This is a genomic window from Bacteroidota bacterium, assembly GCA_020402865.1.
Taxonomy (GTDB): domain Bacteria; phylum Bacteroidota; class Bacteroidia; order Palsa-965; family Palsa-965.
In genome coordinates this window covers 1-26,784 of record JADBYT010000028.1, presented here as the reverse complement: position 1 = coordinate 26,784, position 26,784 = coordinate 1, and the positions used below count along the sequence as shown (strand labels likewise).

Genomic DNA, 26,784 nt, shown 5'->3' with positions numbered 1-26,784 from the left:
TTCTTCGTGTATTTTAACCTTACACAAGAATATTATGATGCGACTGCTTTTTTATTTTACCGTTTTTCAGTGGCTCGGTGGCTTGCAAATAGTTAATGCGCAGGGGCAAAACAACAACTGGTATTTTGGCACACTGGCTGCGGTGAGTTTTAATTCTGGTACACCGGTTTCCATTAGCGGCAGCGCCATTAATACCAACGAAGGTTGTGCTTCGGTAAGTGACGCCTCAGGAAACCTGTTGTTTTATACGGATGGCTCGCTGGTGTGGAACCGGAATAACCAGATTATGAATGCGAATAATGTGGTATTGCTTGGCAACGGCTCTTCTACACAGTCGGCAATAATTGTTCCCAAGCCCGCAAGCGCCACTGAGTATTATGTATTCACAGCCGATCAGGGCGGATACGGCGGACCCAATCTGGGTGTGCATTATTCTATTGTGGATATGGCGCTGAACAGCGGACTGGGCGGCTTAACCACTACCAATGTACTGTTGCTTGCTCCGCCGGCTACAGAAAAACTAAGCGCCTGCCGCCACAACAACTGTTCTGATTACTGGGTGTTGACTCACAGCTTTGGCGATAATCAGTTTCAGGCATTTCAGGTTACAGCAAACGGCGTGCTGCCGCCCGTTGTTTCAAACGTCGGTACACCGCACCTTAACACTTCGGGGCAGTTTAACGAGACCATCGGTCACCTGAAAATTTCGCCCGACAGAAGTAAGGTAGCTGTGTCCGTTTATGGCACACCGGGTTTTGCGGAGGTATTTGATTTTGATGCTTCTACAGGTATTGTATCAAATCCGATAGCCACATTAAATTCGAACACACAAAATGGATTCGACAGTTTTTACGGATTGTCTTTTTCGCCTAACAGCAATTTGTTGTATGTGGGTTTTACCGGCATTGTGGCACAACCCAACGAAGTAAGGCAGTATGACCTTACCGCAGGCTCATCAGCAGCCATTCAGGCGTCGGTGCAAATTGTGGCTACGTCACCAATAGGCGGAACAAGTATTTACGGCGCATTGCAGCTTGGCCCTGATGATAAAATTTATATGGTTGATTTAACCAATCAGCTCAGTGTAATTAATAATCCGGATGTGCCCGGCGCCGGTTGCGGTTTTCAGGCAGGCGCTGTTACGCTCAGCTTCGGCTCAGGCACATTCGGGCTGCCTAATTTAATTGACGACAGCGATGGGGCAACGTTAAATGCATCGCTTGGTAACGATACCTTGTTTTGCGCGGGAGCTGTAAACCTTACCCTGAATGCCCCGGCATCACAGCAATATACTTATTCATGGTCAACCGGCAGTAATGCGCAAAGCATTGTGGTATCTGGGCCTGGCAGTTATGTGCTTACTGTAAACGATACCGTTTGCAACTTAACCGACAGCGATACGCTTATTGTTTCGCAATTGCTTCAGGGCAGCTATCCGCAGGAAATTTTTTCGTGTATTACTCCCGCAGGAATAGCACCGCAATCGCCAATGGCTCCAGGGAGTTCATTCAACTGGAACAACGGCGATACTTCTTCAGTTATTCAGGTAAGCACCGCAGGCGTATATACTGTAACCATAACCAATGGCTCGTGCGTGGTTAACGATACCGTGCGTGTTGATTTCGGCACAGGCGGCAGCGCTGAAAATCTTAACGTATTTACACCCAACGGCGATGGCATAAACGATGCTTTTGGCTTTACCAATGCTGCGGCCAGCGGTTTCGATATGGAGGTATTCAGCCGCTGGGGCAATTCACTCTTCCGCAGCAGCAATCCGGCGCAGGGCTGGGATGGAACGTTTAATGGTTCGCCTGCTGAGGAGGGTGTGTATTACTGGCGTTTGCGTACTACCGATTGTTTGGGAAATGCCGAAGAAAAGGCTGGCTTTGTTACGCTGATGCGCTGATTACTTTTTCGCCTTCACTTCTTCCGCTTCAATTTCAGGGTTGCCTCCGGCATTATTCACCCGCACATTGCATGCGCCCCACGCACAGCCTGCGTTACTGTAAGCCTGCCAAAGCAAAACTGCACTCAGTATTCCTGCAAGAATATCCTGTCCGTGAAAAGCCTGTATGCCCATAAAAACGCCCAGTCCGAAACGCATAATACGCAAGAGGCTGAGCTTTGACACTAAATTCATCAACTGGTTCTTCATACGTCCATGCCATTTACATCGAGCCAGCTGCCGCCGTTGTAGCAGTCAATACCTTCGCGGCTGAGGAAGGCTGTGGCACTGCCGCTGCGGCCTCCGCTGGCACAGCAAAGCACAATGGGCTGCGGCATGGCGCGTATTTCTTCCACGCGTTCGTCAAGTTCGTTGAGCGGAATGTTGATGCTTCCCGCCACGTGACCACCCATAAATTCGGCAGGCGTGCGCACATCAATTATTGTTTTCGGTGTTTGATGCATGGTCTGATTTTGTATTGAAACTATTGACTAACAATACACCCATAAGTACGCCATAAAGCGTGCTGTTGAGCGGTTTTGATGTAATGGCGCAGGAGCCGCTGCTGCAGCCTACAAAATAGTAGTAGGCGTATCCGCCAACCGCCCCAAGCAAGGCGCCAAGTATTGATTTGCGGTATTTCAGAAACAGTTTTTTCATTACAGCATGGTAGTGGGGCACACATACTCGGTTACGGGTAGTTTGCCGGTAGCTTTGATGGCGGCAAAACCTCCGGCCACATTTACAAGATTGGTAAAGCCGCGTGTTTCGAGAATCGATACAAAGATCATGGAGCGGTAGCCGCCGGCGCAGTGTACATATACGGTTTCGTGGCGGTTTACTTCGTGCAGGTGTTCGTTGATGTAATTGAGCGGGAGATTGGCGGCACCAATGATGTGCTCGGAGTTGTACTCGCTTGCTCTGCGCACATCGAGAATAACAGCATTCGGGTTGTTCTGTACAGTGGCAGCAAATTCTTCGGCGCTTATGCTTTTTGTTTGTGCCAGTTCCTTGCCAGCGTTTTTCCAGGCTTCAATGCCTCCCTGCAAATAGCCAATGGCGTGGTCGTAGCCTACGCGGGCAAGGCGTGTTACGGCTTCTTCCTCGCGGCCGGGTGCAGTGATAAGCAGAATAAGTTGTTTGATATCGCTGATGAGTGTACCCGCCCAAACGGCAAAATCGCCGCCAATGCCAATGTTTATGCTGTCTGGAAGGTGTGCGGCAGCAAATTCTGCGGCATCGCGCGTGTCGAGCATTACGGCGCCGGCTTCGTTGGCGGCTGCTTCAAACGCTGCGGCCGAAAGCGCCTGTGTACCCCGGCTCAGCACATCTTCCACCTTGTCGTAGCCCTGCACGTTCATGAGCACGTTTTTGGGAAAGTAGCCGGGAGGCGGTGTAAGGCCGTTGAGCAGTTCGGCCATAAATTGTTCCTTGCTTAAACCGGGGCGCAGCGCATAGTTGGTTTTCTTCTGGTTGCCCAGCGTGTCTGAGGTTTCCTTGCTCATGTTTTTGCCGCAGGCACTGCCCGCGCCGTGGGCCGGATACACAATCAGGTGATCGGGCAGGGGCAGAATTTTGTGTTGCAGCGATTCATAAAGATGCGCGGCTAATTTTTCCTGCGTAAGATCGGCAATTACATGCTGCGCCAGATCAGGACGCCCCACATCGCCTATAAACAGCGTGTCGCCGGTAAAAATGGCCTGTGCATTGCCCTGCTCGTCGCTGAGCAAAAAGCAGCAGCTTTCCATGGTATGGCCGGGTGTGTGAATGAGCTTAATGGTTACATCGCCCAATTCAAAAACCTGCCCGTCGAATCCGATCACGGCATCGAAACCGGTTTTAAGCGAGGTAGGTCCATACACAATAGCCGCACCGGTTTTACGCGCCAGATCTACATGGCCGCTCACAAAATCGGCATGAAAATGTGTTTCGAAAATGTATTTGATCTTCGCACCACGCTTCTCTGCCATGTCAATATAAGGCTGCACCTCGCGCAGCGGATCAATAATTGCGGCCTCGCCGTTGCTTTCTATATAATATGCGCCCTGTGCAAGGCATCCGGTATAAAGCTGTTCCACTTTCATAATTCACTCCTTTTGTATTGTTGATGCAAAATTAGACCGGCAATTCTGCGCGTACAGTTACTTTGGTCACATAAGCGCAGATGCAGATTGTGCGGGTTGTGTTTAGCGGCAAGTTTAGTATGAATGTGACAAATACACACTGATGTTTATCAGGTGGTGGGGCGGGCATCGGCAATAAAATGTTCGGAGAGTGCCGAATTTACTAAATCCGATGTGTGTAACTTTCCCAATCAGTCCATTCCCGCTGAATTTTTTCAATCAATATTATTCCTCCCACAGTAACTGTCCTGTCGTGTGAACAAAAAATGAACCAGGTGGCCTGATCATCACAAAAAACATCATCATGATTTGTAATTGTCACCTCATTAATGTCGATTGTATAATCGCCACTTGAGGCACTAAGAACATGTACAGTACTTTCACCGAGACGCTGAAGAATTTCAATCGTTTTATCTGTTCCCAAATAGTTGTTATAATCATCGAGCAGGAAACATATCGCGTGTTCATGTTTTACATCGCTGTAGGTTGGATAATAGTAATTAAAATGACCGAATTGGTTGTCAAGACGATTTCTTAACTCCCGGTTGAGTTGCGTGGGGTTTTCTAACGAAAACAACCATTTAATAATTTTGTTGAGAAAGTCAGCTTTCACTTATTGGTAATCATTATTTATTTCCCGTGAATAATACGGAGTACACGATTATTTTGAGCATTCAGAATAATCAGGAACACACCACCTAAAGAATATTCTTCGTTAAGTGTACCCCAGATTACCCAATATTTTTGAGTGTTATAAACCTGATAGGGACGTTGTTGCTTGATATTCTTTTCTCCGTAAATGTTAAATAGTATTGGTTCAGCAGCTTTAATGGCTGAAGATTCATCAGTGACCTTACCGGTGAAATAAAATTGACTATCCTGAAGAGTATCTTTAAGTGCCAATTTCAACTCTTGTTCTGCATACTCACTATTTTTTTTATTGTCACATTGAGCAAACTGAAATGTGATCACAGCTGTGAGTAGAGGTAATAAAAACCTTATCAATTGTCTGTTCACTGGCTTATGCTATTTATTTGCACAAGAACAGGGCAATTTTCTAAATTTTTAGCTTGGTTCAGGGATGAGCAACTTTCCGCAGCTTAAAACGGATACACACTGATACTGGTCAGTTGCACAATTGACACTGAGCAAGCTGAAAGCCGGAACAGGATGAAGTTTATTTGCGTTATTACAGCGTGATTTCGCCGCTGATATTCAGTTCGCCAGTATACAGGTAGGAGAGCAGCAATATCAGCATTAATACCTCAACAATAAACAGTATATAAAACACCAGTATGCGCCAGCTGTAGCCGAATATGCGGTAATGCGGGGCTGCATAGCGTACATAAAAAAACAAGGGTGTAAGAAAAACCAGCCAGCCAAAACCAATGCCGAGGTATGAGAAAAGCGAATAATTACCAAGCAGCAGGAAAAGATTGGCAATGAGTGCCAGTGTTAAAGCAGCCACCATGCAAAATCCGGCGGCTACTGCATGTTCGGCGTAATTGTGTTTTTTACGGCGAAACAGAAGAAATGTATTAAGCGCCATAAACGGAATGAAGGTGAGTACAATAAACTTCATATTTCCCGCAGCAAACGTAAATACAGTGCTCACATCGCCCGAGTATTTCACCGCAGTATCGGGTAAAATGCGGTGTTTGTAAACCACCGCTACAATATTTAAACTAAGCAGGATAAGCGAGAGGTAAAATACATTGTAATAACGGATGCGTTTGCCCGAAATGTAATCGAGCGCGGTCTGTCCGCGGTGCCTGAGCACCTGAATAACCGTGAAAAACAATCCCTTTTCGATGTGCAGCGTACCGTGAAGCACATCGTGCATAAAAAAGTGTTTGGGCGTAATGCGGTGTGTATCGGCTTTCTGACCGCAGTTTATACAATAGCGGCCCGTAAGGGTATGACCGCAGTTCAGACAGTTATGGGGATGCTCAGACATCATTACGGGGCAATTTATTGCAAAAAAGGAAAACGGGGCTGCGCATTGCTAAAGATTAATACCGGTTAATCAGGTTTTATTCTGTTGACGATAAATTACTGCTGCACCGCCAGCCGCTGCATCTGCACACCTGAGGCGGTTTCAACTTTCACAAAATATAAACCCGACGAAAGCTGCGCGGTGGAAAGCCAGAAATCCTGCTGCAATCCGGCTGAGGCGGCCAGCTGATGCTGCTGCAGCATTTTCCCCTGCATGTCAAGCAGCGAAATGCGCAGTACCTCGGTTTGCGTGGTTTTTATGCGCACACAGGCCTGGCCTGCGGCCGGATTCGGGAAAATACGCATAAACGCAAGGCCCGCATGCTGTTCGCCGGCCTGCAGCAGCAACTGATCGGGCGTAATCCACACGCGGTACACGGTGTCCACCGCCACGGTAGTGGGCGAGAGGTTGGGCAGTTGCGACTGTATGCCGCCATACAGGTAGCCGGCCAGCACACGCCCTGGCATACGGCGCAGATTAATTACATCGTTTGCATACTGCATGGCGGGCGCAGCGGCAATAAACTTTGCATTGGAGCCTTGCAGTCCGTTCATGCGCAGTGGCAATACACTTTGCGCCAGCTGCCCGTTTGCATACTGTGTAACCACGCCAATATCGCTCACAAACGGCACCAGCGAATCATAGTCCCACGCATTGCTGCTGGCGTTGTAGGTGTACCAGCCCATGCCACCCATAAACACCGTGTACATATCGCCCTGCAGCGAATCAAACACGGGCACCATGCCGCAGGTGTAGTTGTTGAGCAACTGCGTAAAGCCGGCCTGCAAAGTGCCGCCGCTGCTGTCGATGAGAACCGGCGCGGGCCAGGGCAGGTTTACGTTTTTCTGGAATACGCCGCTGAACGCCATCAGCGCCTCGCTGCCGTTTGGTTTGATAATGTGGCCGAGATTCAGGTCGCGGCGGTGAAAGTGGGCCGTGTCTGTAAAGGCCGTGTAATTGGCAATTTGCAGCGAAATGCCGTTATCAACAATTTCGAAGCGGCGAATCTGCTCGGTGTAACGTTGTATAAATGTGGGCGTGGGCGGATCAGAATAACGCCCGCTGAAATTGTGACCGAAGCAGAGGTAAAATTCATTGCCCAGCAAAGCCATTTCGCCCCCGCATACGCGCATACTGGTATCCACAAGCTGGCGGATGTGCGGCGCAAGCGGCGTGCTGTTGATTACCGCGTCAATTACACTGTCAACCCGCAGCGCAGTAAGCGTGGGAAAGGTGCGGTAGCCATTGGCAATACTGTCCCAGCCAAAGCCGCCGGTCATGTACAAATAGTTGCCGCGCTGTGTAAACTGCATGTTGGTGCTTCGCAGCGGATCGGCCATTTGCAGGCCCAGCGGGTAAACCGGACTTTGATACACCTGCCAGGTGGCGGTATCAATTACAATGAGGTTGCCATTGGCATACTGCACCGGGAAATTATCGTTGGTCGAAAACCCGTGCAGCCCGTTTATACGTCCGCCCGCAAACAACCAGCGCGAACCATCCTTTGCAAAGGCAAACGAATGCAGCCCCGGCAACGGTTGCGGCGTAGCCACGGCTTCAAACTCAATGGTAAACGGAGGCTGCGGGCCGGGCTGGGCAAACAGCGTGAAAGAAAACAGGCAGGGCAGAATAACGGCTATGACAGAGCGGATCATGCCTTAAAGATGCAAAATGAAATTGAGCAATACGGCTACGCGGCCGACTTTTTCCGGCGGCTGTTTTGGGCCAGTACTGCCGTGCGGTGTTCAACGCCCCATTCTACCATTACATCCAGCACACGCTTAAAGGAAATACCGGAAGGCGTAAGCGAGTATTCGATGGTAACGGGAAACGAATCGTAAACCGTGCGGTTAACCATGCCGTTTACTTCAAGCTCGCGGAGTTCTTTGGAAAGCATGCGTGGATTGATGCCGGGAATTTCGCGTTCAATTTCGCTGAACCGTTTTTTACCCACAGAAAGCGCACCCATAACCGGCACTTTCCATTTGCCCTGCAGCACATTAAGCGTATCGTTAAGCGCAAGCATGTATGTAGCGGTGCAGCGCTGCGTAAGTTCGAGCGAGTAGGGGAGTTGGTGCTTCGGCTTTTTCATACTATACTTTTGTATAGCACTATACTAATGTATAATGCTTCCTTTTGTATAGCAAAGGTAAATAGTTTTGCCTTTGTAAAATTATTCATCACTAAAAAACGCAATATGATTCTTGTAACCGGTGCCACCGGCCATCTGGGCCAGGCTGTAATTGATCAACTGCTCACCCGAATTCCCGCATCAGAAATTGCTGCGCTGGTGCGCAATCCTCACAAAGCCGCATCACTCCACGCCAAAGGCATAAGCATTCGCGAGGGCGATTACCACAATAAAGCTGCGCTGCTGGCAGCAATGCAGGGTGTGGACAAACTCCTGTTCATTTCGTCGAGCGATTTTAACGATCGTCCGGGGCAGCAGCGCAATGTGGTGGATGCGGCCAAAGAGGCCGGTGTGAAGCACATTTTCTACACCAGTGTGAGCATGAACAATGCAGGCAATTCGGCCATAGGCTGGCTCATGGCCGATCATTTTACTACCGAGGAGTACATCAAAGCCAGCGGACTTACGTACACGTTTTTGCAGCACGGGTTGTACATGGAAGTGCTGCCCATGTTCCTCGGCGAAAAGGTGTTTGAAACCGGCGTGTTTTTCCCGGCGGGCGAAGGCAAAACAGCACTTGTATCGCGGCTTGATCTGGCCGAGGTGGCGGCCAATGTACTCACCGGCAGCGGCCACGAAAACAAAGCCTATCCGCTGGCCGGCAGCCGTGCCCACAGCTTTGCCGATGTGGCTGCCAGCCTGAGCGCGCACAGCGGCAAAACAGTTGCCTACACCGATGCGCCTGCCGATGTGTTTGAAAATGTACTCAAAGGCGCAGGCCTGCCCGATCACGTCGTGGTCATGTCAACCGGCTTTGCCGCCGCCATGAAAAACGGCGATTTCGATAATGCAGGCGATACGCTTGAACAGCTGCTGGGCAGAGCGCCTAAATCAGTAAGCGATTTCCTGAAAACTGCATATTAGTCTGGCAAAGCAAATCGGTCTGAATGAATGTTCAGGCCGATTTGTTTGTCTGCTATTTTCTCAATACAACTAATTACCGGATAAGCGTCACTGCTCCGCGGCGGTCAACTACTTTCCCTCCTGTGCAGGCGCTGGAGTAAGAAAACAGATATACATACACATCACTCTCGGCGCGCTGTCCGGCATAATTTCCATCCCAGCCGTCTGGGTCAGGGGTTTCAAAAATCAACTCGCCCCAGCGGTTAAAAATTACGAGGTGGTAACTGGTAAAGTCTTCACCAACACCGCTGAACCGGTCGTTTAAGCCGTCGCCGTTGGGGGTAAAACTGTTGGGGATGTAAACATTTCCTTCGCCCACGCTGCCGGTTACTTCAATGCTGTCGGTAATGATGCAGTTTGCGGTTGTAAACGTTATGCTGTATATGCCCGGCTCATTTACTGTAATGGCACGGGAAGTATCGCCAGTGTTCCAAAGGTAAGCTGTGCCTGAATTTCCGGCATCAAGAATAAGACCAGTTAATGAACCGCAAAGCGTAGCGGCAGCGGGCAATTCTGAGCCGGGAAGCAGTGTAACCGAAATACTGTCGGTTGCGATGCAGCCTTGTGCATTCACACTTACCGCATACAGGGCGGTTTGATCAACGGAAATGGTTTGAGTAGTAGCTCCGGTGTTCCAACTGTAAATGTTTCCGGGGTTTCCGGCAGTAAGCGTAAGTGTTTGACCGGGACAAAGAATGGTATCGTTGCCGAGTGATACTGCAGGAGGTTGCAGCACCTGAATAAGCAATGTGCTGGTGTCTCCCGCACCTGCACATCCTGTAACTGAGGTAACCAGCGTTACCGTATAAATCCCGGGTGTGGTATATACATAAAACGGATTGCTGCCCGTGGCTGTATCTGAGTTCACAGCCGGATCACCGAAGTCCCATTCAAAAACGAGTCCCGCATTAGCACCGGAAGCCGAAAATGGCATCGAAAAAGGAGCGCATCCTGTACTGTCGGCATTTACGGTAAGATTTGCAATTATACCGCCTCCGGAGCATTGTGCATCCGGCTGATATCGCCAGAGCAAGTTGGTGCCTGAGCCTGCACCAGATTGTAAAAGACCACCAAACAGCCACAAATCGCCTTGTGCCGATACAAATCCGTTTGAACCTAAAATCCCGTCCGGATAATTTGCAGGAGCCGGAACACCCTGTGTGCCGTAAACAGCCGGAGGCGAATTGGATAGTGTACCCGTTACCCAGGTAAATTGCAGGTTGGTTGGGTCAAAAAACCAGAGGTGCGAATAATTGCCGGAGATCCCGGAGGTTGACATCGACCAAAATCTTCCACATGCATCTGTCCAGCACGCTCTGTCTTCCAGTGTTCCTGCCGGAACGCCTCCGGGTAAACAGGTTGATGTGAAAGTGGGAGAAAATGAGGTCGTTGACGTTCCCGCCATCCAGGTCCAGAGCAAGGTTGTTGGATCATACATCCACATATCAGCTGTATTGTTTAGCGGACTTCCCGCAACCGGATAACCGCCAAACATCCAGAACCGGCCCTGAGTGTCTTGCCAGTGCGCGTATGCCTGACGGGTTCCCGGTGTATTTGCCGGCGAGGGAACTCCAAGTATGCCGTAATTAGGCTGGGTAAACGAAATTGACGGGTTCGGTGTCTGACCGCTCATCCAGGTCCATGTGTTTGTTGCGATGTTGTAGCGCCAGACATCATCATAACTATTTACAGGTGGTAAAGATAGTCCTCCATATGTCCATAGATCCCCATTTCCATCAACCCAGGAAACCGATGTTTCGCACTTTCCGGGAGGCCAGTTTGAAGGAGCAGGTACACCTTGCGTACCAAAGTTTCCCGGTGAATTTCCCGTAAGCGATCCGCCCATCCAAGTCCATTCATTGGTGGTAATGTTATACATCCACAATTCATTGAGATAGGTATCGGAACCGTTACCGTCAAGACCGCATCCGCCAAAAAGCCAGAGATTGCCGGCAAGGTCAGTCCAGCTTACAGCACCAAAGCCTCTCCCCGAAGGATAATTGGCTGGAGAAGGCACGCCCTGAGTGCCAAAAACACTTGTGGCTGAAAATGACGAAGGGCCTTTCATCCACGTCCAGTTGTTCGTTATCGGGTCAAAACGCCACAGTGCCGAATTATAGACTCCGCCGCTGCTACCCGTCAGAATGCCGCCAAAAATCCAGAAGTTCCCGTTCAGGTCTGTCCATTCAGCAGCTTCATACAATGCAGGTGGTTCATTAGCCGGAGAAGGTACATTTTGTATTCCGTAATTACCGGGAAAATCGGGTACAGTGGTTCCCTTCATCCAGGTCCACACTCCATTTTGCCCGTTCACAGGCGTTGGGATAGACTGAAAAAGAATGATAACAACTATGTAAATCCGGATGCTGCTCATCAGTGTTTCAAAACGGATTTTATACGGGTTTTGTTTACGCAGCGAATAGAATTAACAGGGGATTCTATTTTCTTTACCGGGATTTAGAGGCTGTTCAAATTTCATCCTGCAGCATTGCCGATGTGGCTGCCAGCCTGAGTGCGCACTGCGGCAAAACAGTTGCCTGCACCGATGCGCCTGCCGATGTGTTTGAAAATGTACTCAAAGGCGCAGGCCTGCCCGATCACGTTGTGGTCATGTCAACCGGCTTTGCCGCCGCCATGAAAAACGGCGATTTCGATAATGCAGGCGATACGCTTGAACAGTTGCTCGGCCGCAAAGCCACCGGACTGGATGCGTTTGTGAAAGCGACTTACTAAGTCCGCTTTGCCGGTTATGTAATTTGCCGCACCATTTCTGCATGGCTTTTTGTGCAGGATGGTGCGGTTTTTTATATTCGGTGAAATTCTAACCCCATGCTTCAGGCATCGCGCATTCATCTTGCAGTAGTTTTATTTTGGTTTTGCGCAATGGGCGCGTCAGCGCAAAAACAAGCGGCTCGGTTTTACCTCGACGAAAATCCGCAGGATGAACTCGATCACCTTCCGTTTAATGATTACCTGCAATGGTTTGTGAATGGTGTGGCTCTACTCCCGGGCGATTCAGCGAAGCTGATCGCAGTTCATTGGCCACGATTTGATACGGTGGTTGTGAAAGATAAAGACCGGCCCGACCGGGTGATTTTAACACGGTTTCAGCCTGATTCCGGTTATTTCTTTTTCCCTTATCAATGTTGCGACGATTTGGGGTTCTCAGGAACGGTAAATTACACCCCTGAGCAAAAGAAATTGCTTGATTCACTTTCGCCACTAACATATCAACTTCCATTTCTGTATTGGAAAGGTATTGATGACTCCATTCACATAAATCATCTTGAACGGGGTGTGGTGAAATTCAGGGTAATTAATGCCCGCAAAACGGATACACTTATTGGAACTTTTGGGGACGAACATATTACCTGGACTACCGGGGTGTTTATTCGAGGCGATACCTTCAATACAGCCGGAAGGCCATTCCATTTATTAATGGGTTCCGGTTATTGTTTTGATATACGTGTAGGGCATTCGTCTGTAACTACCGAAACGGATTCGCTCTTTGAAAAAGGGATTATTTTCATTGAGTCCCCGGAAAAAGTTACATATATCATTACCAAACAATACTTCCGCATCGAATACCGCTTCCTGCGCCCTGAAACACTATACATTACGCTCGATGCGAAAACAGGGAAAGTGAGTATGGAGGTGGAAAGTAATTGAACTTCACAACTGCTTTGCGGCGCTATTGTTTGTCACAGCAAAAGGTAAAAACTCCCGCAAACCGCCGCTCCAATAATTATCGCCCACGAAAGTATATCTTTGAATGCATTGTTTTTATGCATCAGAAACAGCACGTGCAAAACCAGGTGAATAATCATAAACACGCTGAAACGCTGCATAAATACAGCCTGATTGCTGCTGCCAAGTTGCATGAAAATCCATACAAACAGCGGCACATGTGCAAGAATAAAAATGAGCTGCCCGGTTTTATCGCTCAGCAGCGAGAGGCCGGGGAAGATGCGCCATTCGCGGCAACGCATGGCGTCCAGTTCGTGCACGGCAAGCAGGGCAAGGCCGGTGTAAAAGAAAATTTGTCCGGGCATTTTGCAACAGTAGTTTACTGCAGCAAAGCTAATTCATACCAACGTCCTGCGTTGTACGCTTCCGTACAGCGGCGAATTTAACGGTTGTGTAAATCAGGCCTGGTTTTCGGGCAATGTGTCTGCCGGCTTTTTACGCAGTGTTTTCCAGCGTTCGCGCACGGCCAGCATCGTTCCAAAAAACATCACCAGACAGCCAATCCACAGAATATTGATGGCCGGGAAAATGGTGGCTTCCATTACAATGAAATCGCGCTTTACGTTGTTTTGCTCGGAGGCGTACACATCAATGCGGCCGTTTTGCGGATTTACCTTGTAGAATGTGAGTTTCAGGCCGAGGTCATTATCGCGGGCATCAATTTGCCGTGTGCGGCCGGTGGCGGTGTCGGCTACGAAATAGCCGGTTAGCGTGGTGGTTTTCAGATCGCCCTCGGCATTGGAGCGGCCTGTAACGCGGAAGCGGGCGGCAATGGCTACTTCGGACTGTGCAAGGTTGAGTTCGCTGTTGTTGCGTACCGAGTAAATGGAATCGAGCACGGCAATGCTGTTGTCGGCAGCAATGGTATCGCCGGGCACCACGGTGTGGTTTTTGGGTGTGCTGTAATCGCTGTTTTCGTCTTTGCCGGGAGGCTGCAGCGAGGTCATGGGCACAAATTTGATAAAGGTGTAAATGTCTTTGTGCAGGTAGTGGCGCGTATCGGGCTCGGCGGCATTGCCCATACGCTCGTTGAGCTGGATGAACGGGCGTAGGGTAAAGGCGTTTTCAAGCTGACCTGCCGCATCCTTTTTCATGTAATCCACATTGAAATACACATAAGGCGTGCCGTCAACCAGCTTGTATTCGCGGCCGGTGTAGCGCACCATGTAATCGCCCATCGGCATTACATCGCCACGGCGCAGGAAAATATTGGCCGCATTGTCGCCGCTCTGATCAATGGAGCGCACATCAATATCCGATGTGTTCTGCGAAATGGTGTCTTTCTTTGAGGTCGAAATAAGCGCGCCCAGCAGCAGCAAACCAAAACCGATGTGCGCAATGGAAGCACCTGCGCTTTTGATGCGGCCTTTCAGGATTTTGTACCAGTAATCGCTGTTCGAAAGCACCGCAAACACCGAGGCAAACAGCAGCAGCGCATTCATTATGCTCATGTATCCGCGATCGAAACCGGGCTCGCTCCAATCGGCATTGAAATACAAAAACACCATCAGGGGCAGCGAAATGGCTGCGCTGATAAAGAACGAGCGGCGTATCTTTTTCGCAAACACCCCGAATTCATCTTTTTTGTATTTGAAGTATTGCGTTACTGCCACCAGCAACACAATGAGCACGGTAAACGGAATGGTCCACCGGTTGTAAAAATCCACCACATCGTTGCCCGGCGCCATTTTAGCCTCGGCAAGCTGTTTGAGCATACCGTTGCCGGGCGCCAGATCATACAGCCAGTGAAACATATCGTGCACAGGCCCGATGCGCAGGAAGCGGTTAATTACCGGCGATGAAGTGTACACAATTACAATAACTGCCACAAACGTAAGCAGCAGCGACCCGATAAACATCCAGAACTCGCGCGACCAGAGTTCTTCTTCCTCGCCCGGTTGCTTAAACTGCTTGCGGTAGCCGTAAATAAGACCGGCCAGCGAAATAATCAGAAAAACCAGCATGGCCGGCGCAATCATATTCATTGCAAACAACACCCCGAACATCACCGCTGCGCCCGAATAAATCATTCGTGAAATACGGTTTGGCAAAAACAGCAAGACTGAGAGCCAGAGGAAAAACGACATAAACCACACCAATTCGTGATTCAGTCCGTCTTCGGTAAACGCATGTACCGATGTTTCGGAAAGTACGCCGCTTTTGGTGAGGAAGGTGGAATACACAATGAGCAAAAAGGAAATAATGCTGAGGAAAAGTGTGGTAAACAGCGATTGTCCTTTGATGCGGTAAATGAGCATTACGTGCGCGGCGCCTACCAACGTTAGCCAGGGCACGAGCGACGCATTTTCAACCGGATCCCACGCCCAGAAACCGCCAAAGCTCAGCGATTCATACGCCCACGCACCGCCCATAAGAATGCCGATTCCCAGAATGCCCACACCGGTAAAGGCCCAGGGCAGGGCAGGGCGCTGCCAGTCGTTCCAGCGCTTGAGCCAGAGCGCACTCAGGGCAAACGCAAAAGGAACGGTTACCAGCGCAAAACCCAGAAACAGCGTGGGCGGGTGAATGGTCATCCAGTAATTCTGCAGCAGCGGATTAAGTCCGCGCCCGTCGGCAAATGCGGGAATGGTAGTGAGGTAATCGGCTTTGAAGGTCCACGGCAATCCAATGTTTTCTTCGCGCTCGCGGATGAGTGTAAACGGACTGCTGCCCACATGTACATCGCCAAAATACCAGCCCAGCAGCATCATGGCTAAGAAAACCTGCACCAGCGAAACCACTGTAATTACAGGCGCTTCCCATTCTCTGGCTGTACGTATCAGTATAAGTCCGATTACCGCATGCCACAAAAGCCAGAGCAGCGTGCTGCCTTCCTGTCCTTCCCAGAGGCAGGCCAGGATATAGTTCATGGCCATGTCGCGCTTGGAGTGCTGCCATACATACTGATACTCGAAACGGTGGTTCCAGATCATAAGCAGCAGCGTAAAGAAAATGCTGGCTACGGCGATGAAATGGGTGTAATAGATAATACGTGCCGGTTTCCGCCAGTTGTCCTCGCCCAGCTTATCGCGTGTGCGCAGGAAGTTTACAATTGCCGAAAAGAGAGCCGTTACAAAAGCCAGCACCACGCTGCAGTGCCCTACAATTCCCCACAATGGCTGCTCGCCGATGTACTCCATATTCCTTGTGCTGCTTATTTATTGGCCATTTCGCCTTTACCGTCGTTGTATTTCGACGGGCATTTCATCAATACATCCTTGGCCACAAATTCATTGCCTTTCATGGAACCAATGGCTACTACCTGCGGTGTGCGCTCAAAGTCCTGCGGTTTTGATTTGAGCAGCACCACTTTGCGCTCCACGTTGTTGCGGTCTGTCATATAAAACACAAAGCGGTTGGGATCAACCTGCGGGTTGTATTCCATAGGCTTTGTGCGCACTAATTGGCCGGCTACGTGTACGTCTTCATCGGGGCCAAGTTTTGCGGCCTCATTAAAATCGGCGTAGGTGCTTGAGTTGCTGAGCATGCTCACCAGAAATACAATGGCGGCTGCAATAATAATAATGCTTATGATGTGCGTCTTTTTCATGACTGCCTGGCTTGTTGTTCTTTTTCGAGTTTTGATACTTTGCGGTCGAGGCGGATAATGGCAATGAGCAGGCCGATAAGCACAATGCCAATACAAACCAGCACGACGTTAAACGATCCATTTTCCTGCAGCGATCGGGCAATTTGCTGATCGGCATTTTGTGCAGTGGCTGTGTGAGCCGTTAACAATGCCGGAGCGAGAAAAAGTAAAAAGCGTTTTATCATTTTGCGCATGTTTATGCGTGATGTATTTTTTCGGAAAGTAAACGGATGCGGAAACGGATCGTATAAACCCAGAAGCCGAGTAAAATCCAGCCCATACAGGCAGCATAAAACACAGCGCGCAAATGGCTGTCGAGATCATACTGTCCGAAAGCGGGGTTGCCGCCGTTGCCGGGATGCAGCGAGTCGTTGCCACTAAGCCGGGGCAGCACGCCAATAAGCACGAGCATCATTACAAACGCAAAAATGCTGTACACGGCCGATATGCGTGCGCGCTTCTGTTCATCGTCAACCGCGCCGCGCAGCACCACGTAAGCCATGTAGGCCAGCATGGTTATGGCGGTGCCGTTAAGTTTAATATCATCCACCCACCAGCTGCCCCATGTAGCTCGCGCCCAGAGCGAACCGGTAAGCAAGCCGAGTACGCCAAACAAAAGACCTGCGTTTACGGCTTCGGCGGCCATCATATCATGCTTCAGCTGCCCGCCGCGCAGGTAGCGGATGTTGTTAAACACGGCCCAAGCCATTAACGCAATCATGGCAAACCACATGGGTACGTGGAAAAACAGGTTGCGGATGGATTCGTAAAGGATGTGCTGGAAAGGGAAAGCGAAGTAATCTTCATCCACGTTTTTAACCTTAATCCGGCTAACGGGGCTTATGGCCGAAACGCTGTCGGATGTGGCTATGGCGCTGGCCATTACCATTGTGCCGTCGGCATCATCGTTTATGAAAAGATCAAAAAGCGGGTTTTTGAGCGGGGCGAGGGCAGGGAAGGTAAGTTCGGCTTCTGTTTCGCTGAGGGCTTTGGCGGTGGTGGCGGCCACCTTCGTTGTATCGTTGAGCAGCCAGGCCTGAAGGCTTTGCTGGTTGGAAGCAAAGCGGGTGTTGTAGCCGGTAATTTTTACCGTAAACGGCGCTGCGGCGGTGGAAAGGTTATCGGGCGAAACGCGGAGAATGCCCGGCGCCATCGGCACAAGCAGGCCGGCGACAAAGGTGTAGATCAGCAGCACAACACAAGCCCATTTCCACCAGGATAGTTTCATAAATACAGTTGCCTTTTTTAATCGCGCCAAAGGTACGGAAATAACAGGCCGGAAAGCGTGACAACGATCACGTTTAACGCGATTATTATCCCCAGATACATGGCTGCGCCATCCCAGCCCGTCCCATCGGCCGCCATTTTCGAAGCGCGGATAATGGCCAGCAGCATAGGCAGCACCACCGGAAAGCCCAGCACCGACATAAGCGCAAAGTTGTTGCCCGCTTTTGACGCAATGGCCGAAATGAGCGTAAACGTGCCCGCCAGCCCCGTACAGCCCAGCACCAGCGTGAGCAGAAACTGCGGCGTATCGGCCACCGGATAGTTTACCACAATGCCAAACACGGCCAGCCCGGTAAGCCCCAGCACCACCATTAAAAGCGAGTTATAAAGCAGTTTGGCAAACAGCACGGCACGCGGATCGGCCAGGGTGTAGAGGTAGAGCATGCGTCCGCTGCTTTCCTGCGCAAAACTCCGCGCCACCGCAATTACCGAGGCAAAAAGCAGAATAATCCAGAACAGCGCATTCCACGTAGGCACATCGCGCACCACGCGAAAGCTGTAGCGGCTCACAAACACCGTAGCCACCACATACAGCAGCACCCCGAAAAACGCATACTTGCGGCGCTGCTCGGTAAGCAGCTCGCGACGAAAAAGGCTCAGGGTTTGTGCCAGCACCATAGGCCGCAAAGTTAACACGAATTCGCAGCCACACATCCGAACATTTCCGCTTTACGTATGTTTGTAAACAGGAAAAACATCCGGAAATGAAACACATTCTCGTTATCGCGGCCTTAGCCGTTACAGCCTACGCCATGCAAACACCACAAACTGCCACAAAATCATTGTACGATTTCAAAGCCAACAGCATCGACGGTAAGCCGTTCGACTTCAGCACGCTGAAAGGCAAAAAAGTATTAATTGTAAACACCGCCTCGGAGTGCGGACTCACCCCGCAATACAAACAACTGCAGGAACTTTACGATACCTATGGCAAAGACGGCAAGTTTATGATTGTGGGCTTTCCTGCCAACAATTTCATGCACCAGGAGCCCGGCACCAATGCCGAAATCCAGACCTTTTGCCAGAAAAACTACGGCGTAACGTTTCAGATGATGGAAAAGATTGACGTAAAAGGCGAAACCATGCACCCCATTTACCACTGGCTCACCGAGAAAGCACAGAATGGTGTGGAAGATGCGCCGGTTAAATGGAATTTCCAGAAGTTTATGATTGATGAAAACGGGAAATACTTAGGCCATGTGGGCCCGCAGGAAAGCCCGATGTGTGATCAGATTGTGAATTGGTTGAAGAAGTAAGGGTGAAACAGATGAAGGAAAAACCGCCTGAAGACGTTTGTTTTCAGGCGGTTTTTGTTTGGTTATTTTTTGAAGTAGGTATCTGCAAAAGTGTCGTAAGGATTAACTCTATTCACAAAGTTATCTCTGCTAAAATAGATTTGATAGTCAATTTTTAATTGTCCGTTCGGGAGTGTATAGTCTGTATTCCCGATGTTCTCTCTATAGTAATAAGGTATGCTTAGTATAATTTTGCTATGGGGTAATTTATATTTAATAGTATAGCCTCCATTGGAAAATGTAGCACGATTTGGAGGTGATTGACCGGCGATTTTACAATTTGTAAATGAGCGCAGGAAGTATGCAAATCTCAATGCAGCTGATCCGGTTCCTTCATTTACCAGAAGTAGTATTTCTCCTTCAAATTGATTTTTTTGAGGTGCCATTTTGAAAATTGAATCAGTAATGCATTCATAACCCCAGTCTTTTGCTGGGATAAATTGTCTATTTACTTTTAAATTAAGTTCGCTTAGGTTAGTATTATTCGATTGAAATGTTCTGATAGCTATTTCGAATAGCGGAATTTTTTTAGTACGTATTTTTTCTTTTTTTACAACATTAACATTATCGGCAGTGAAAAAAGATCGTAGTTTAAGTTCATGATGGTCATATCCTCCTGCATTATCTCTTAAGTCAATAATCAATTTTTTTATTTGCTTAAGACAGATAAGTTCCATTGAGTTTTCCAGAAAATTGTCAAAGTTATTACTTACATAATTATAAGGTTCGAATGAAGTAAGTGTAAGTTTAGCTACTCCAAGAGAATCATCAATAACACAGTCGTTTTGATAGTTTAGCTGATGGAGCCCCCCATCTGAAATTGTATTGAAGCTTCGAAAATAAGTTCCGGATTGCCTTATACTATCTGAAAATAATTGTAAACTGATATTTTTTTCGTCACTGTAAGCGATATAATTTAAATAGGCCAGCTTGTTTCTCAAACAATATCTTTGCGCAGAAACAGGGAGGTCGGTATAAATATACTTATCCAATTTCTCAATTCGGCGCTCTATTTTTTCTCCATTAATTGTAAGTATTTTACCACCCGTACAGTTACTTTGAAAGTTGTCGTTATAGAAAATATTCTGATGTGTGAAGTAAAGTGGGATAGGCATAAAATTTGCGCATCGGGTCAGACTATCAATTAAGGTGCTACTGAGTTCAAAATTCGTGTGTGAACACGCAAACTGATCAAGAAAAGGTGCCGTTTTCCGGTAGAAATCAAGTGTAGAAAGTGGCGATGAAAATGTACTATTCATACTGTCCATAAGCTGATTCACTCGATTGGTAGAAAATCGAAGGAGCAGATCTGGCAGCATTTCTGTTATCGTTTTGCGGATTATAAAGAAGTCTTTTCTCTGTTCTTCCACAGACAAAATTGGGTTACAGAGATCTTCATATTGTGCAATTCCATCTTTACAGTTGTTGCACATTTTTTTCATACCGGGTATAGAAACCTCATTACCGGAATTATTACATCCAATTAGGAAAAATAAACAATACAAAGTATTTAAAAGAGCTTTTAAATACCTCATAATATTTCTGTTTGTTATTCGAATTGTTTTCATAATTCTCACTTCCCGATCCCATTCCACACATCCACCACCAGCTTGTAACCACTGTCGGGCTGCATGCGCCACACGTGCACAAACTTGTCGTTCTGCACCCACACTGAATCATTCATATTGATAGTAGTAGTGGCCATGCCGGTTTCGTAAAGCACCTCGCGTGTGCCTTCGAGTGAAATGGTGGTGAACGTAATGTTGTTGAGCATGGCTACGCTTTCTTTCCACCAGTTTTCGATGGCGGTCTGGCCGTTTACGTAGGTGTCGTTATCGGGGCAGAGGCGGGCGGCTTTGTCGTAGTGCGCGGCAATGAGGGCGGCGTTTTTATCCTGTATGCCTTTGGTGGTGGATGCGTTAAGTTGTTCGATTACGGGTTGCACGCTTACCGGGTCGAACGGGGGCGGAGGAGGTGTTTCGGTTTTTGGGGTGCAGGAGGTGAATATGGCCGGAAGAAGTATGTAAAGCAGATATTTCATTTTGCTAAGTTACATGGTGTGAGTAAAAATTATGGAAGAATGTGGGTGTACGTATATTTTTTGTATATTTGTACGTATAAGAGGAATAAGATGGAAAGCATAGACACAAAACTCACGCTTAAACTGGCTGAGCCGGTAATTGCAAAGGCAAAGCAATATGCTTATAAAGAGCGTGTTAGCCTTTCTTTTATTATTGAAACCTATTTAGACAGGCTTACAGCGGGTATTGAACCTGATGAGGTTTCGCCACTTGTAAAAAGTTTATCGGGGGTTGTAAATGCCGAGCAATTGGAAGCCGACAAGGTTTCATACAAAAAACATTTGAAACGCAAATACTCCAAATAATATGATTGAAGTTTTTGCAGATACTGATGTGTGCTTAGATCTGCTTACCGGACGACAGCCTCACAATGCCGCCGCAGAGCGGCTTTTTACTTTTGCCGACAGAGGGAATCTGCGTATTCATGTATCGTCGCTTACCTTTTCGCATATCGACTATATTTTGCAGTCGCAATACAAACGCCGTGATTCGCGCATGATTCTGGCACGATTTAAAACACTTGTGAATGTGTTGCCGGTTGATGATAAAGTAATTGAACTTGCCATTGCCAGCGATGTGCGAGACTTTGAAGACGCAATTCAATATAACACGGCCATACAAAATAAAGTACAGGTTCTGCTTACGCGGAATATAAAGGATTATAAGAAGGCCGCCATTTCTGTTTCCACACCGGAAATCTATATCACCGGTATCACTTAACTGTTTGGAGGCAATTCCCTATTTTCGTAGCGACCCAATTCAGTTTTACGCTTGACCACCGAACTGCCCCCCCCGCAAATAAACATCGTTGTGCCATTGTACAACGAAGAAGCCTCGTTCCCGGAGCTCGTAAAACGGCTCACCGCGCTCATGGACAACGAGCCGATGCGCATTACGGCTATTCTGGTGGATGATGGCAGCCGCGATGCCACGCCGCTGCTGATGCGCCAATTGGCCATGAGCGACGAACGCTTTCACGCAGTTTTCCTTTCGCGCAATTTCGGGCACCAGCTGGCGCTTACGGCCGGACTGAAGCAGATAGACGCTACGGAGGCCGTGCTTATTATTGACGGCGATTTGCAGGATCCGCCCGAACTGCTGGGCCGGTTTTACGCAGCACTGAAAAACGGCTACGAAGTAGTGTATGCCGTGCGCGAAAAACGCAAGGAAAACATCTTCAAACGCACCGCATACAATACGTTTTACAAACTGCTGAAACGAATTTCCTACATCGACATTCCGCTCGATTCGGGCGATTTTTCTCTCATTTCGCGGCAGGTGGCCGATGAACTGAACCAGATGCCCGAAGCCAGCCGCTTCATTCGCGGCATGCGCAGCTGGGTGGGCTTCAATCAGATCGGTATTCCCTACGAACGCACCGGCCGCACGGCAGGCGAATCAAAATACACCCTGCGCAAACTCATCGGCCTTGCACTCAACGGCATTTTCAATTTCAGCGAATATCCCATCAAGTTCATTACCACACTGGGTATTCTCACCATTTCCTCGTCAGTCATTTACTTCCTCGTTACACTCATCAAAAAATTAGTGTACGATACTGTGCCCGAAGGCTTTTCGGCGCTGCTGTTTGTAATTATCCTCTTTGGCGGCGTGCAGCTCATTGCCATTGGCATTATCGGCGAATATATTCTGCGCATTTTCTTTCAGGTGAAAAACCGTCCGCTGTTTATTGTGCGCCACGTAATTAAAAACAGGCAGCAGCAAAATGGATAAGGCCTACTACAAAGCCTATTACCAGCTGGAGCGTGAGCACTGGTGGTTTACGGCGCGGCTGCATATTTTGCGCAGCTTTGTAAACAGTCATTTTGCCAAAGACGGAAAGCCGCTGCGCATATTGAACGCCGGTGTGGCCACAGGCGCCACATCGCTTATGCTTAACGAGTTTGGCGACGTCACTTCGGTTGAATACGATCAGGACTGCTGCGAATTTTTGCGCGAAAATGTATTGCCCGGAGTGGTGCAGGCTTCACTCACCGCACTCCCGTTTGCCGATGCCAGTTTTGATCTGGTGTGCGCCTACGATGTGATAGAGCACATTGAAGACGATGTGCAGGCCCTGCGCGAAATTAAGCGTGTGCTTAAGCCCGGCGGGCATTTTCACGTTACCGTGCCCGCGTTTCAACTGCTCTGGAGCAGCCACGATGTGGTGAACCATCACTACCGCCGCTACCGCCGCCGCCAGCTGCTGCAACACCTCAGCGCCGCCGGACTGCAGGCAGACTATGCCTCGTATTTCAATGCGTTTTTGTTTTTGCCGGTTGCTGCGGTGCGCGTGCTTTCGCGTTTGACTGAAAAACTGCGTGGTAAAAAGCAAGAAGCCACGTTGCAGTCGGATTTTGACACTTACAAAACCGGCGGTTTGAGTGGCAAACTGTTTTACCGCATTTTCAAATCGGAAACGGCTTTGCTTTGCGGTAAGGTGAAACTGCCGGCGGGTGTTTCGCTGATGGCGGCCGGACAAAAAAAGGGATAGCATGATTATCGCTTCAATAGCATTTAATACACTATTATTGTGGCTTACGCTGCATCTTTTTTATTGCACAGGAATTGCCATTTTGTCGCTACGCCAAACAGCTAAAATGCCTTCATTTGCATTACCTGCTATACTTGGCATGCTGCTTTGGATTGCTGGTTACGCCATTTTACAAACCGGCGGCAAAACCGTAACGTGGCTGTTGCTGCCACTGTTGCTGGTTTCGGGAAGTATGCGCCCCCAAAACTTTAAGCTGCATTTACGCGAGGCGTTTCGCGCGCTGCGCAAATACTGGCTTCCGGTTTTGATTCTGAGCATACTCTTTGCCGCCAAAGCCGCCCTGCTTTTCGATTACGAAAGCATTATCCCGGACAATGCCTTTTATGCGCGCATTGCAGACGCGCTTTCGCGTACGGGACAGGAAAACGAATACCATTTTCTGGCCGGTCTGGACGATGCGTACAAAGGTGTATCGCCCTATCACTACGGCGAGCTCTGGCTGGCTTCGGCGGCGCATTTATCTGGTGGCATGCGGGCATTGCTGCTGTTTGCCACGCCGCTCATTTCTGTATTGCTGGTGCAGGCGTTGTATGAACTGATTTGTAAAGGCAATGAAGCAAAGCTGCCTGTGCTGCGCAATTATGGTTTGGCATTACTGGTGGCTGGCAGTTCGTGGTTGTTGCTTTGGCCGCTCAGTAGCCTGCCGCAGTTGGGGCAATACGACTATGTATTTCATTCGGTGTTTTGCTTCAACACGGCCAAGTTTGGTTTTCCGGCATTGCTGGCGGCGGCGGCTTTTCTGAGTTACCGGCAAAGCGGGCGTTTCAGGCTGGCGGGTGTGTGGCTGTGCAGCATAGCGGTGATTTCCTATACCACATTGCCGGCGGTATGCGGTGCCTGGCTGCTGTGTGTGGTGTGGCATCATTTTTCGCTGCGGCGTTTTCGGTTTATTACGCTGCACTTTTGGGCCGATTTGCTGCCGCTGCTTATTCCGGCAGGTGTTGTGCTGTTTTATGTGGTGATGCCGGGCACGGAAGTTTCGCGCGAAGGGGTGAATGTGGACAGTTTTCGGGCGGGCAGCGGTATGGCGATGATGCTGAAGATTTTTGCGGCCGGTTTGGTGGCTGCCGCGGCTTTCCTGTTGCCCTTTGTGGGGGCTGTGGGCATGGCTGTGTGGCCGCAACGCCGTAAGTTGCCCGCGTATGCGATGCAGGCGGCGGTATTTGCGTGCGGAGCACTGGGCGCGGGTGCCGCCGCCTGGGGCTTGCTCAACACCGCACTGAATTCGGTGCAGCTGATGTCGGTGTGCAGCGGTTTTCTGGCGGTGGCGGCTGCGGTGTGGATGGGTGTAGTGATGGATTCGCCCACTACGCGGATTGTGTTTGCCGTGAGGCTGGTGATTTTTGCGCTCATTTTGGCCGGATGCGTAAATACGGTTTCTACCATTTCGCAGCACAGAAAACTGATTTTAGCCGGAAAACCCGATGATACCTTCATTACCTCAGCCACGCCCCGAGTAGAGTATGAGCAGGCTGTAGGATTCATCTGGTCGCCCGAAGCCTATCAGGATCCGTTTCACTGCTATCCGCATTTCAGCATTTCTTTGTTAAGCACAATTCCCGCCTTGCAAAACTGCCAATTGATCGGCGTGGGCGAAATGAATCGCAAAACAGCAAGCACACCGCAACTTGAAGCACAATGTCTGGCGGGTGTAAAAATGGGTTTACTCTACAATTACACCAAACGTCACAGCCCTGATCTTTCCCCAAAAGACAAACTTACTCCGCAAGAGTACATGCGCTTCTTCAGGGAATTCAGAATCAATTATGTATTTGCCTCACGCAATGCGGTTATTCCGGCCGAAATGGGCAAATACGAATGGGTGGCAGAAGATAAAAATGCCGGACTACGTTTGCTTCGTTTCCGGTATCCTGATTAAACACCCGGAAACTTGCATCACTGCGTGCACATTTCCTCACGTATCCACTACCTTTACCGCAAATGAGCAATACAGACATTCTCGCCATTGGCGTTCACCCCGACGATGTGGAACTGAGTTGTGCCGGCACGCTGGCCAAACATGTGTCAATGGGTCACCACGTAGGCATACTCGATCTTACGCTTGGCGAATTAGGTACACGTGGCAGCGCGGAACTACGCACCATTGAAGCCTCCAATTCGGCCATCATTCTTGGCGTTGCGTACCGCGATCAGCTCACCATGGCCGATGGCTTTTTTGCCAACGACGAGCGCCATGTGCGCATGCTTATTCAAAAAATCAGGCAATACCGTCCGCGCATTGTACTTGCCAACGCCATAAGCGACCGCCATCCTGATCACGGCCGCGCCAGCAAGCTTATTTCTGATGCTTGTTTCTACAGCGGTTTGCGCAGAATTGAAACCGAACTCAACGGGCAGGAGCAGGAGGCGTGGCGGCCGGAGGCTGTGTACCATTACATTCAGGACCGCTACATCAAGCCCGATTTTGTGGTAGATGTTTCGGCGTTTGTAGAGAAGAAGTTTGAAGCGATAAAAGCGTTTAAGTCGCAGTTCTGGGACGCTAATTCGCAGGAACCTTCCACGCCTATTTCACGGCCTGATTTTTTGAGTGTGGTGGAAGCGCGGATGCGTGTGTTCGGACGTGATGCGGGGGTGGAATTTGCGGAAGGGTTTACCGTGGAGCGTGTGCCGTTGGTGGGGGATTTGTTTGGGTTGAAGTGATTTTTGGATGTGGTGATTTTTTTTTGTGGATCTTCGATCCGTTTTTGAGGGTGCTGCGGCGAGTCTGTGACTCGCTGCTTTTTGTTTGGGCATTGTGGCTGGGCGCGAGCGTCGCGCCCTTACGGGAATCGGTATGGGGATGTGTGCCTCGCGGGCTCGGCATGGGGATGTGTGCCTCGCGGGCTCGGTATGGGGATGTGTGCTGCGCTCGCTTTGGGGGATGTGTGCCTCGCGGGCTCGGTATGGGGATGTGTGCTGCGCTCGCTGTGGGGGATGTGTGCCTCGCGGGCTCGGCATGGGGATGTGTGCTGCGCTCGCTGTGAGGGATGTGTGCCTCGCGGGCTCGGCATGGGGATGTGTGCTGCGCTCGCTGTGGGAGATGTGCGCCTAGCGGGCTCGGTATGGGGATGTG

General features: G+C 49.4%; 29 protein-coding genes. 11 read left to right on the top strand and 18 right to left on the bottom strand.

From position 1 onward, the window contains the following. The first annotated feature begins 34 nt into the window (after positions 1 to 34). Positions 35 to 1,906, top strand: coding sequence for a gliding motility-associated C-terminal domain-containing protein (locus IM638_17290; protein ID MCA6364793.1), 1,872 nt, complete (start codon positions 35 to 37; stop codon positions 1,904 to 1,906). On the opposite strand, the gene IM638_17285 is transcribed toward IM638_17290, so the two are convergent. The 9 genes from IM638_17285 to IM638_17245 all read right to left on the bottom strand — a co-directional run bounded on the left by IM638_17285 (position 1,907) and on the right by IM638_17245 (position 8,156). Next, positions 1,907 to 2,155: a hypothetical protein gene (locus IM638_17285; GenBank protein MCA6364792.1), complete on the bottom strand. Its 249-nt coding sequence runs from the start codon at positions 2,153 to 2,155 to the stop codon at positions 1,907 to 1,909. Beyond that, complete coding sequence (locus tag IM638_17280) at positions 2,152 to 2,409, bottom strand: rhodanese-like domain-containing protein (GenBank protein MCA6364791.1); 258 nt, start codon at positions 2,407 to 2,409, stop codon at positions 2,152 to 2,154. Before IM638_17280 ends, IM638_17285 begins: the two co-directional genes overlap by 4 nt. Continuing rightward, positions 2,381 to 2,605, bottom strand: coding sequence for a hypothetical protein (locus tag IM638_17275; GenBank protein MCA6364790.1), 225 nt, complete (start codon positions 2,603 to 2,605; stop codon positions 2,381 to 2,383). The genes IM638_17280 and IM638_17275 overlap by 29 nt, the downstream gene beginning before the upstream one ends. After that, positions 2,605 to 4,029, bottom strand: a complete 1,425-nt coding sequence (locus IM638_17270) for an MBL fold metallo-hydrolase (protein MCA6364789.1) — start codon at positions 4,027 to 4,029, stop codon at positions 2,605 to 2,607. The genes IM638_17275 and IM638_17270 overlap by 1 nt, the downstream gene beginning before the upstream one ends. 202 nt (positions 4,030 to 4,231) lie before the next feature. Beyond that, positions 4,232 to 4,681 (bottom strand): hypothetical protein, encoded by a 450-nt coding sequence (locus IM638_17265; GenBank protein MCA6364788.1) that lies wholly within the window; start codon positions 4,679 to 4,681, stop codon positions 4,232 to 4,234. Between the two features lie 17 nt (positions 4,682 to 4,698). Next, positions 4,699 to 5,040, bottom strand: coding sequence for a YbbC/YhhH family protein (locus IM638_17260; protein ID MCA6364787.1), 342 nt, complete (start codon positions 5,038 to 5,040; stop codon positions 4,699 to 4,701). A gap of 217 nt (positions 5,041 to 5,257) precedes the next feature. Further along, a complete protein-coding gene (locus IM638_17255; protein MCA6364786.1) occupies positions 5,258 to 6,028 on the bottom strand; it encodes a DUF3667 domain-containing protein in 771 nt (256 codons plus the stop codon). A gap of 92 nt (positions 6,029 to 6,120) precedes the next feature. Beyond that, entirely contained in the window at positions 6,121 to 7,719 is a 1,599-nt protein-coding gene (locus IM638_17250) for a T9SS type A sorting domain-containing protein (GenBank protein ID MCA6364785.1), read from the bottom strand. A gap of 35 nt (positions 7,720 to 7,754) precedes the next feature. After that, a complete protein-coding gene (locus IM638_17245) occupies positions 7,755 to 8,156 on the bottom strand; it encodes a helix-turn-helix transcriptional regulator (protein MCA6364784.1) in 402 nt (133 codons plus the stop codon). A 105-nt stretch (positions 8,157 to 8,261) separates the two neighbouring features. Here IM638_17245 and IM638_17240 point away from each other — a divergent pair, with 105 nt between their 5' ends. Further along, positions 8,262 to 9,119: an SDR family oxidoreductase gene (locus tag IM638_17240; protein ID MCA6364783.1), complete on the top strand. Its 858-nt coding sequence runs from the start codon at positions 8,262 to 8,264 to the stop codon at positions 9,117 to 9,119. 73 nt (positions 9,120 to 9,192) lie between these two features. Here IM638_17240 and IM638_17235 read toward each other — a convergent pair whose 3' ends face one another. Next, the gene (locus tag IM638_17235) at positions 9,193 to 11,532 is read right to left on the bottom strand and encodes a gliding motility-associated C-terminal domain-containing protein (protein ID MCA6364782.1); all 2,340 of its coding nucleotides are present in this window, start codon (positions 11,530 to 11,532) and stop codon (positions 9,193 to 9,195) included. A gap of 122 nt (positions 11,533 to 11,654) precedes the next feature. On the opposite strand from IM638_17235, the gene IM638_17230 reads away from it, so the two are divergent. Beyond that, positions 11,655 to 11,891, top strand: coding sequence for a hypothetical protein (locus tag IM638_17230; GenBank protein MCA6364781.1), 237 nt, complete (start codon positions 11,655 to 11,657; stop codon positions 11,889 to 11,891). 96 nt (positions 11,892 to 11,987) lie between these two features. Beyond that, positions 11,988 to 12,827: a hypothetical protein gene (locus IM638_17225; protein ID MCA6364780.1), complete on the top strand. Its 840-nt coding sequence runs from the start codon at positions 11,988 to 11,990 to the stop codon at positions 12,825 to 12,827. Positions 12,828 to 12,859: 32 nt separating this feature from the next. Here IM638_17225 and IM638_17220 read toward each other — a convergent pair whose 3' ends face one another. From IM638_17220 to IM638_17195, 6 genes are all read right to left on the bottom strand, one after another. After that, positions 12,860 to 13,210 (bottom strand): hypothetical protein, encoded by a 351-nt coding sequence (locus IM638_17220; protein MCA6364779.1) that lies wholly within the window; start codon positions 13,208 to 13,210, stop codon positions 12,860 to 12,862. 93 nt (positions 13,211 to 13,303) lie between these two features. Continuing rightward, positions 13,304 to 16,045 carry a cytochrome c biogenesis protein CcsA gene (gene ccsA, locus IM638_17215; protein MCA6364778.1) on the bottom strand — a complete coding sequence of 914 codons (2,742 nt, stop codon included), beginning with the start codon at positions 16,043 to 16,045 and terminating at the stop codon, positions 13,304 to 13,306. Positions 16,046 to 16,059: 14 nt separating this feature from the next. Next, positions 16,060 to 16,455: a cytochrome c maturation protein CcmE gene (locus IM638_17210; GenBank protein ID MCA6364777.1), complete on the bottom strand. Its 396-nt coding sequence runs from the start codon at positions 16,453 to 16,455 to the stop codon at positions 16,060 to 16,062. Next, the gene (locus IM638_17205) at positions 16,452 to 16,679 is read right to left on the bottom strand and encodes a CcmD family protein (GenBank protein ID MCA6364776.1); all 228 of its coding nucleotides are present in this window, start codon (positions 16,677 to 16,679) and stop codon (positions 16,452 to 16,454) included. The genes IM638_17210 and IM638_17205 overlap by 4 nt, the downstream gene beginning before the upstream one ends. A gap of 11 nt (positions 16,680 to 16,690) precedes the next feature. Next, positions 16,691 to 17,377 carry a cytochrome c biogenesis protein CcsA gene (gene ccsA / locus IM638_17200; GenBank protein MCA6364775.1) on the bottom strand — a complete coding sequence of 229 codons (687 nt, stop codon included), beginning with the start codon at positions 17,375 to 17,377 and terminating at the stop codon, positions 16,691 to 16,693. Positions 17,378 to 17,739: 362 nt separating this feature from the next. Further along, positions 17,740 to 18,399 carry a heme exporter protein CcmB gene (locus IM638_17195; protein MCA6364774.1) on the bottom strand — a complete coding sequence of 220 codons (660 nt, stop codon included), beginning with the start codon at positions 18,397 to 18,399 and terminating at the stop codon, positions 17,740 to 17,742. A gap of 86 nt (positions 18,400 to 18,485) precedes the next feature. On the opposite strand from IM638_17195, the gene IM638_17190 reads away from it, so the two are divergent. Then, positions 18,486 to 19,037, top strand: a complete 552-nt coding sequence (locus IM638_17190; protein ID MCA6364773.1) for a glutathione peroxidase — start codon at positions 18,486 to 18,488, stop codon at positions 19,035 to 19,037. A gap of 62 nt (positions 19,038 to 19,099) precedes the next feature. Here the strand turns inward: IM638_17190 and IM638_17185 are convergent, their stop codons facing one another. Both IM638_17185 and IM638_17180 read right to left on the bottom strand, forming a co-directional pair. Beyond that, entirely contained in the window at positions 19,100 to 20,716 is a 1,617-nt protein-coding gene (locus IM638_17185; protein ID MCA6364772.1) for a hypothetical protein, read from the bottom strand. Next, positions 20,650 to 21,117, bottom strand: coding sequence for a hypothetical protein (locus tag IM638_17180; GenBank protein ID MCA6364771.1), 468 nt, complete (start codon positions 21,115 to 21,117; stop codon positions 20,650 to 20,652). Before IM638_17180 ends, IM638_17185 begins: the two co-directional genes overlap by 67 nt. Before the next feature lie 90 nt (positions 21,118 to 21,207). Between IM638_17180 and IM638_17175 the strand changes: the two genes are divergently transcribed. The 6 genes from IM638_17175 to bshB1 all read left to right on the top strand — a co-directional run bounded on the left by IM638_17175 (position 21,208) and on the right by bshB1 (position 26,372). Then, on the top strand, positions 21,208 to 21,462 hold the full coding sequence (locus tag IM638_17175) for a hypothetical protein (protein MCA6364770.1): 255 nt from the start codon (positions 21,208 to 21,210) through the stop codon (positions 21,460 to 21,462). Position 21,463: 1 nt separating this feature from the next. After that, entirely contained in the window at positions 21,464 to 21,877 is a 414-nt protein-coding gene (locus tag IM638_17170) for a PIN domain-containing protein (GenBank protein MCA6364769.1), read from the top strand. Between the two features lie 63 nt (positions 21,878 to 21,940). Then, positions 21,941 to 22,891 carry a glycosyltransferase family 2 protein gene (locus tag IM638_17165; protein ID MCA6364768.1) on the top strand — a complete coding sequence of 317 codons (951 nt, stop codon included), beginning with the start codon at positions 21,941 to 21,943 and terminating at the stop codon, positions 22,889 to 22,891. Next, positions 22,884 to 23,651, top strand: a complete 768-nt coding sequence (locus tag IM638_17160; protein ID MCA6364767.1) for a class I SAM-dependent methyltransferase — start codon at positions 22,884 to 22,886, stop codon at positions 23,649 to 23,651. Before IM638_17165 ends, IM638_17160 begins: the two co-directional genes overlap by 8 nt. 106 nt (positions 23,652 to 23,757) lie before the next feature. Next, positions 23,758 to 25,590, top strand: coding sequence for a hypothetical protein (locus IM638_17155; protein MCA6364766.1), 1,833 nt, complete (start codon positions 23,758 to 23,760; stop codon positions 25,588 to 25,590). Between the two features lie 62 nt (positions 25,591 to 25,652). Beyond that, positions 25,653 to 26,372, top strand: coding sequence for a bacillithiol biosynthesis deacetylase BshB1 (bshB1, locus tag IM638_17150; GenBank protein ID MCA6364765.1), 720 nt, complete (start codon positions 25,653 to 25,655; stop codon positions 26,370 to 26,372). The last annotated feature ends 412 nt before the right edge of the window (positions 26,373 to 26,784 follow it).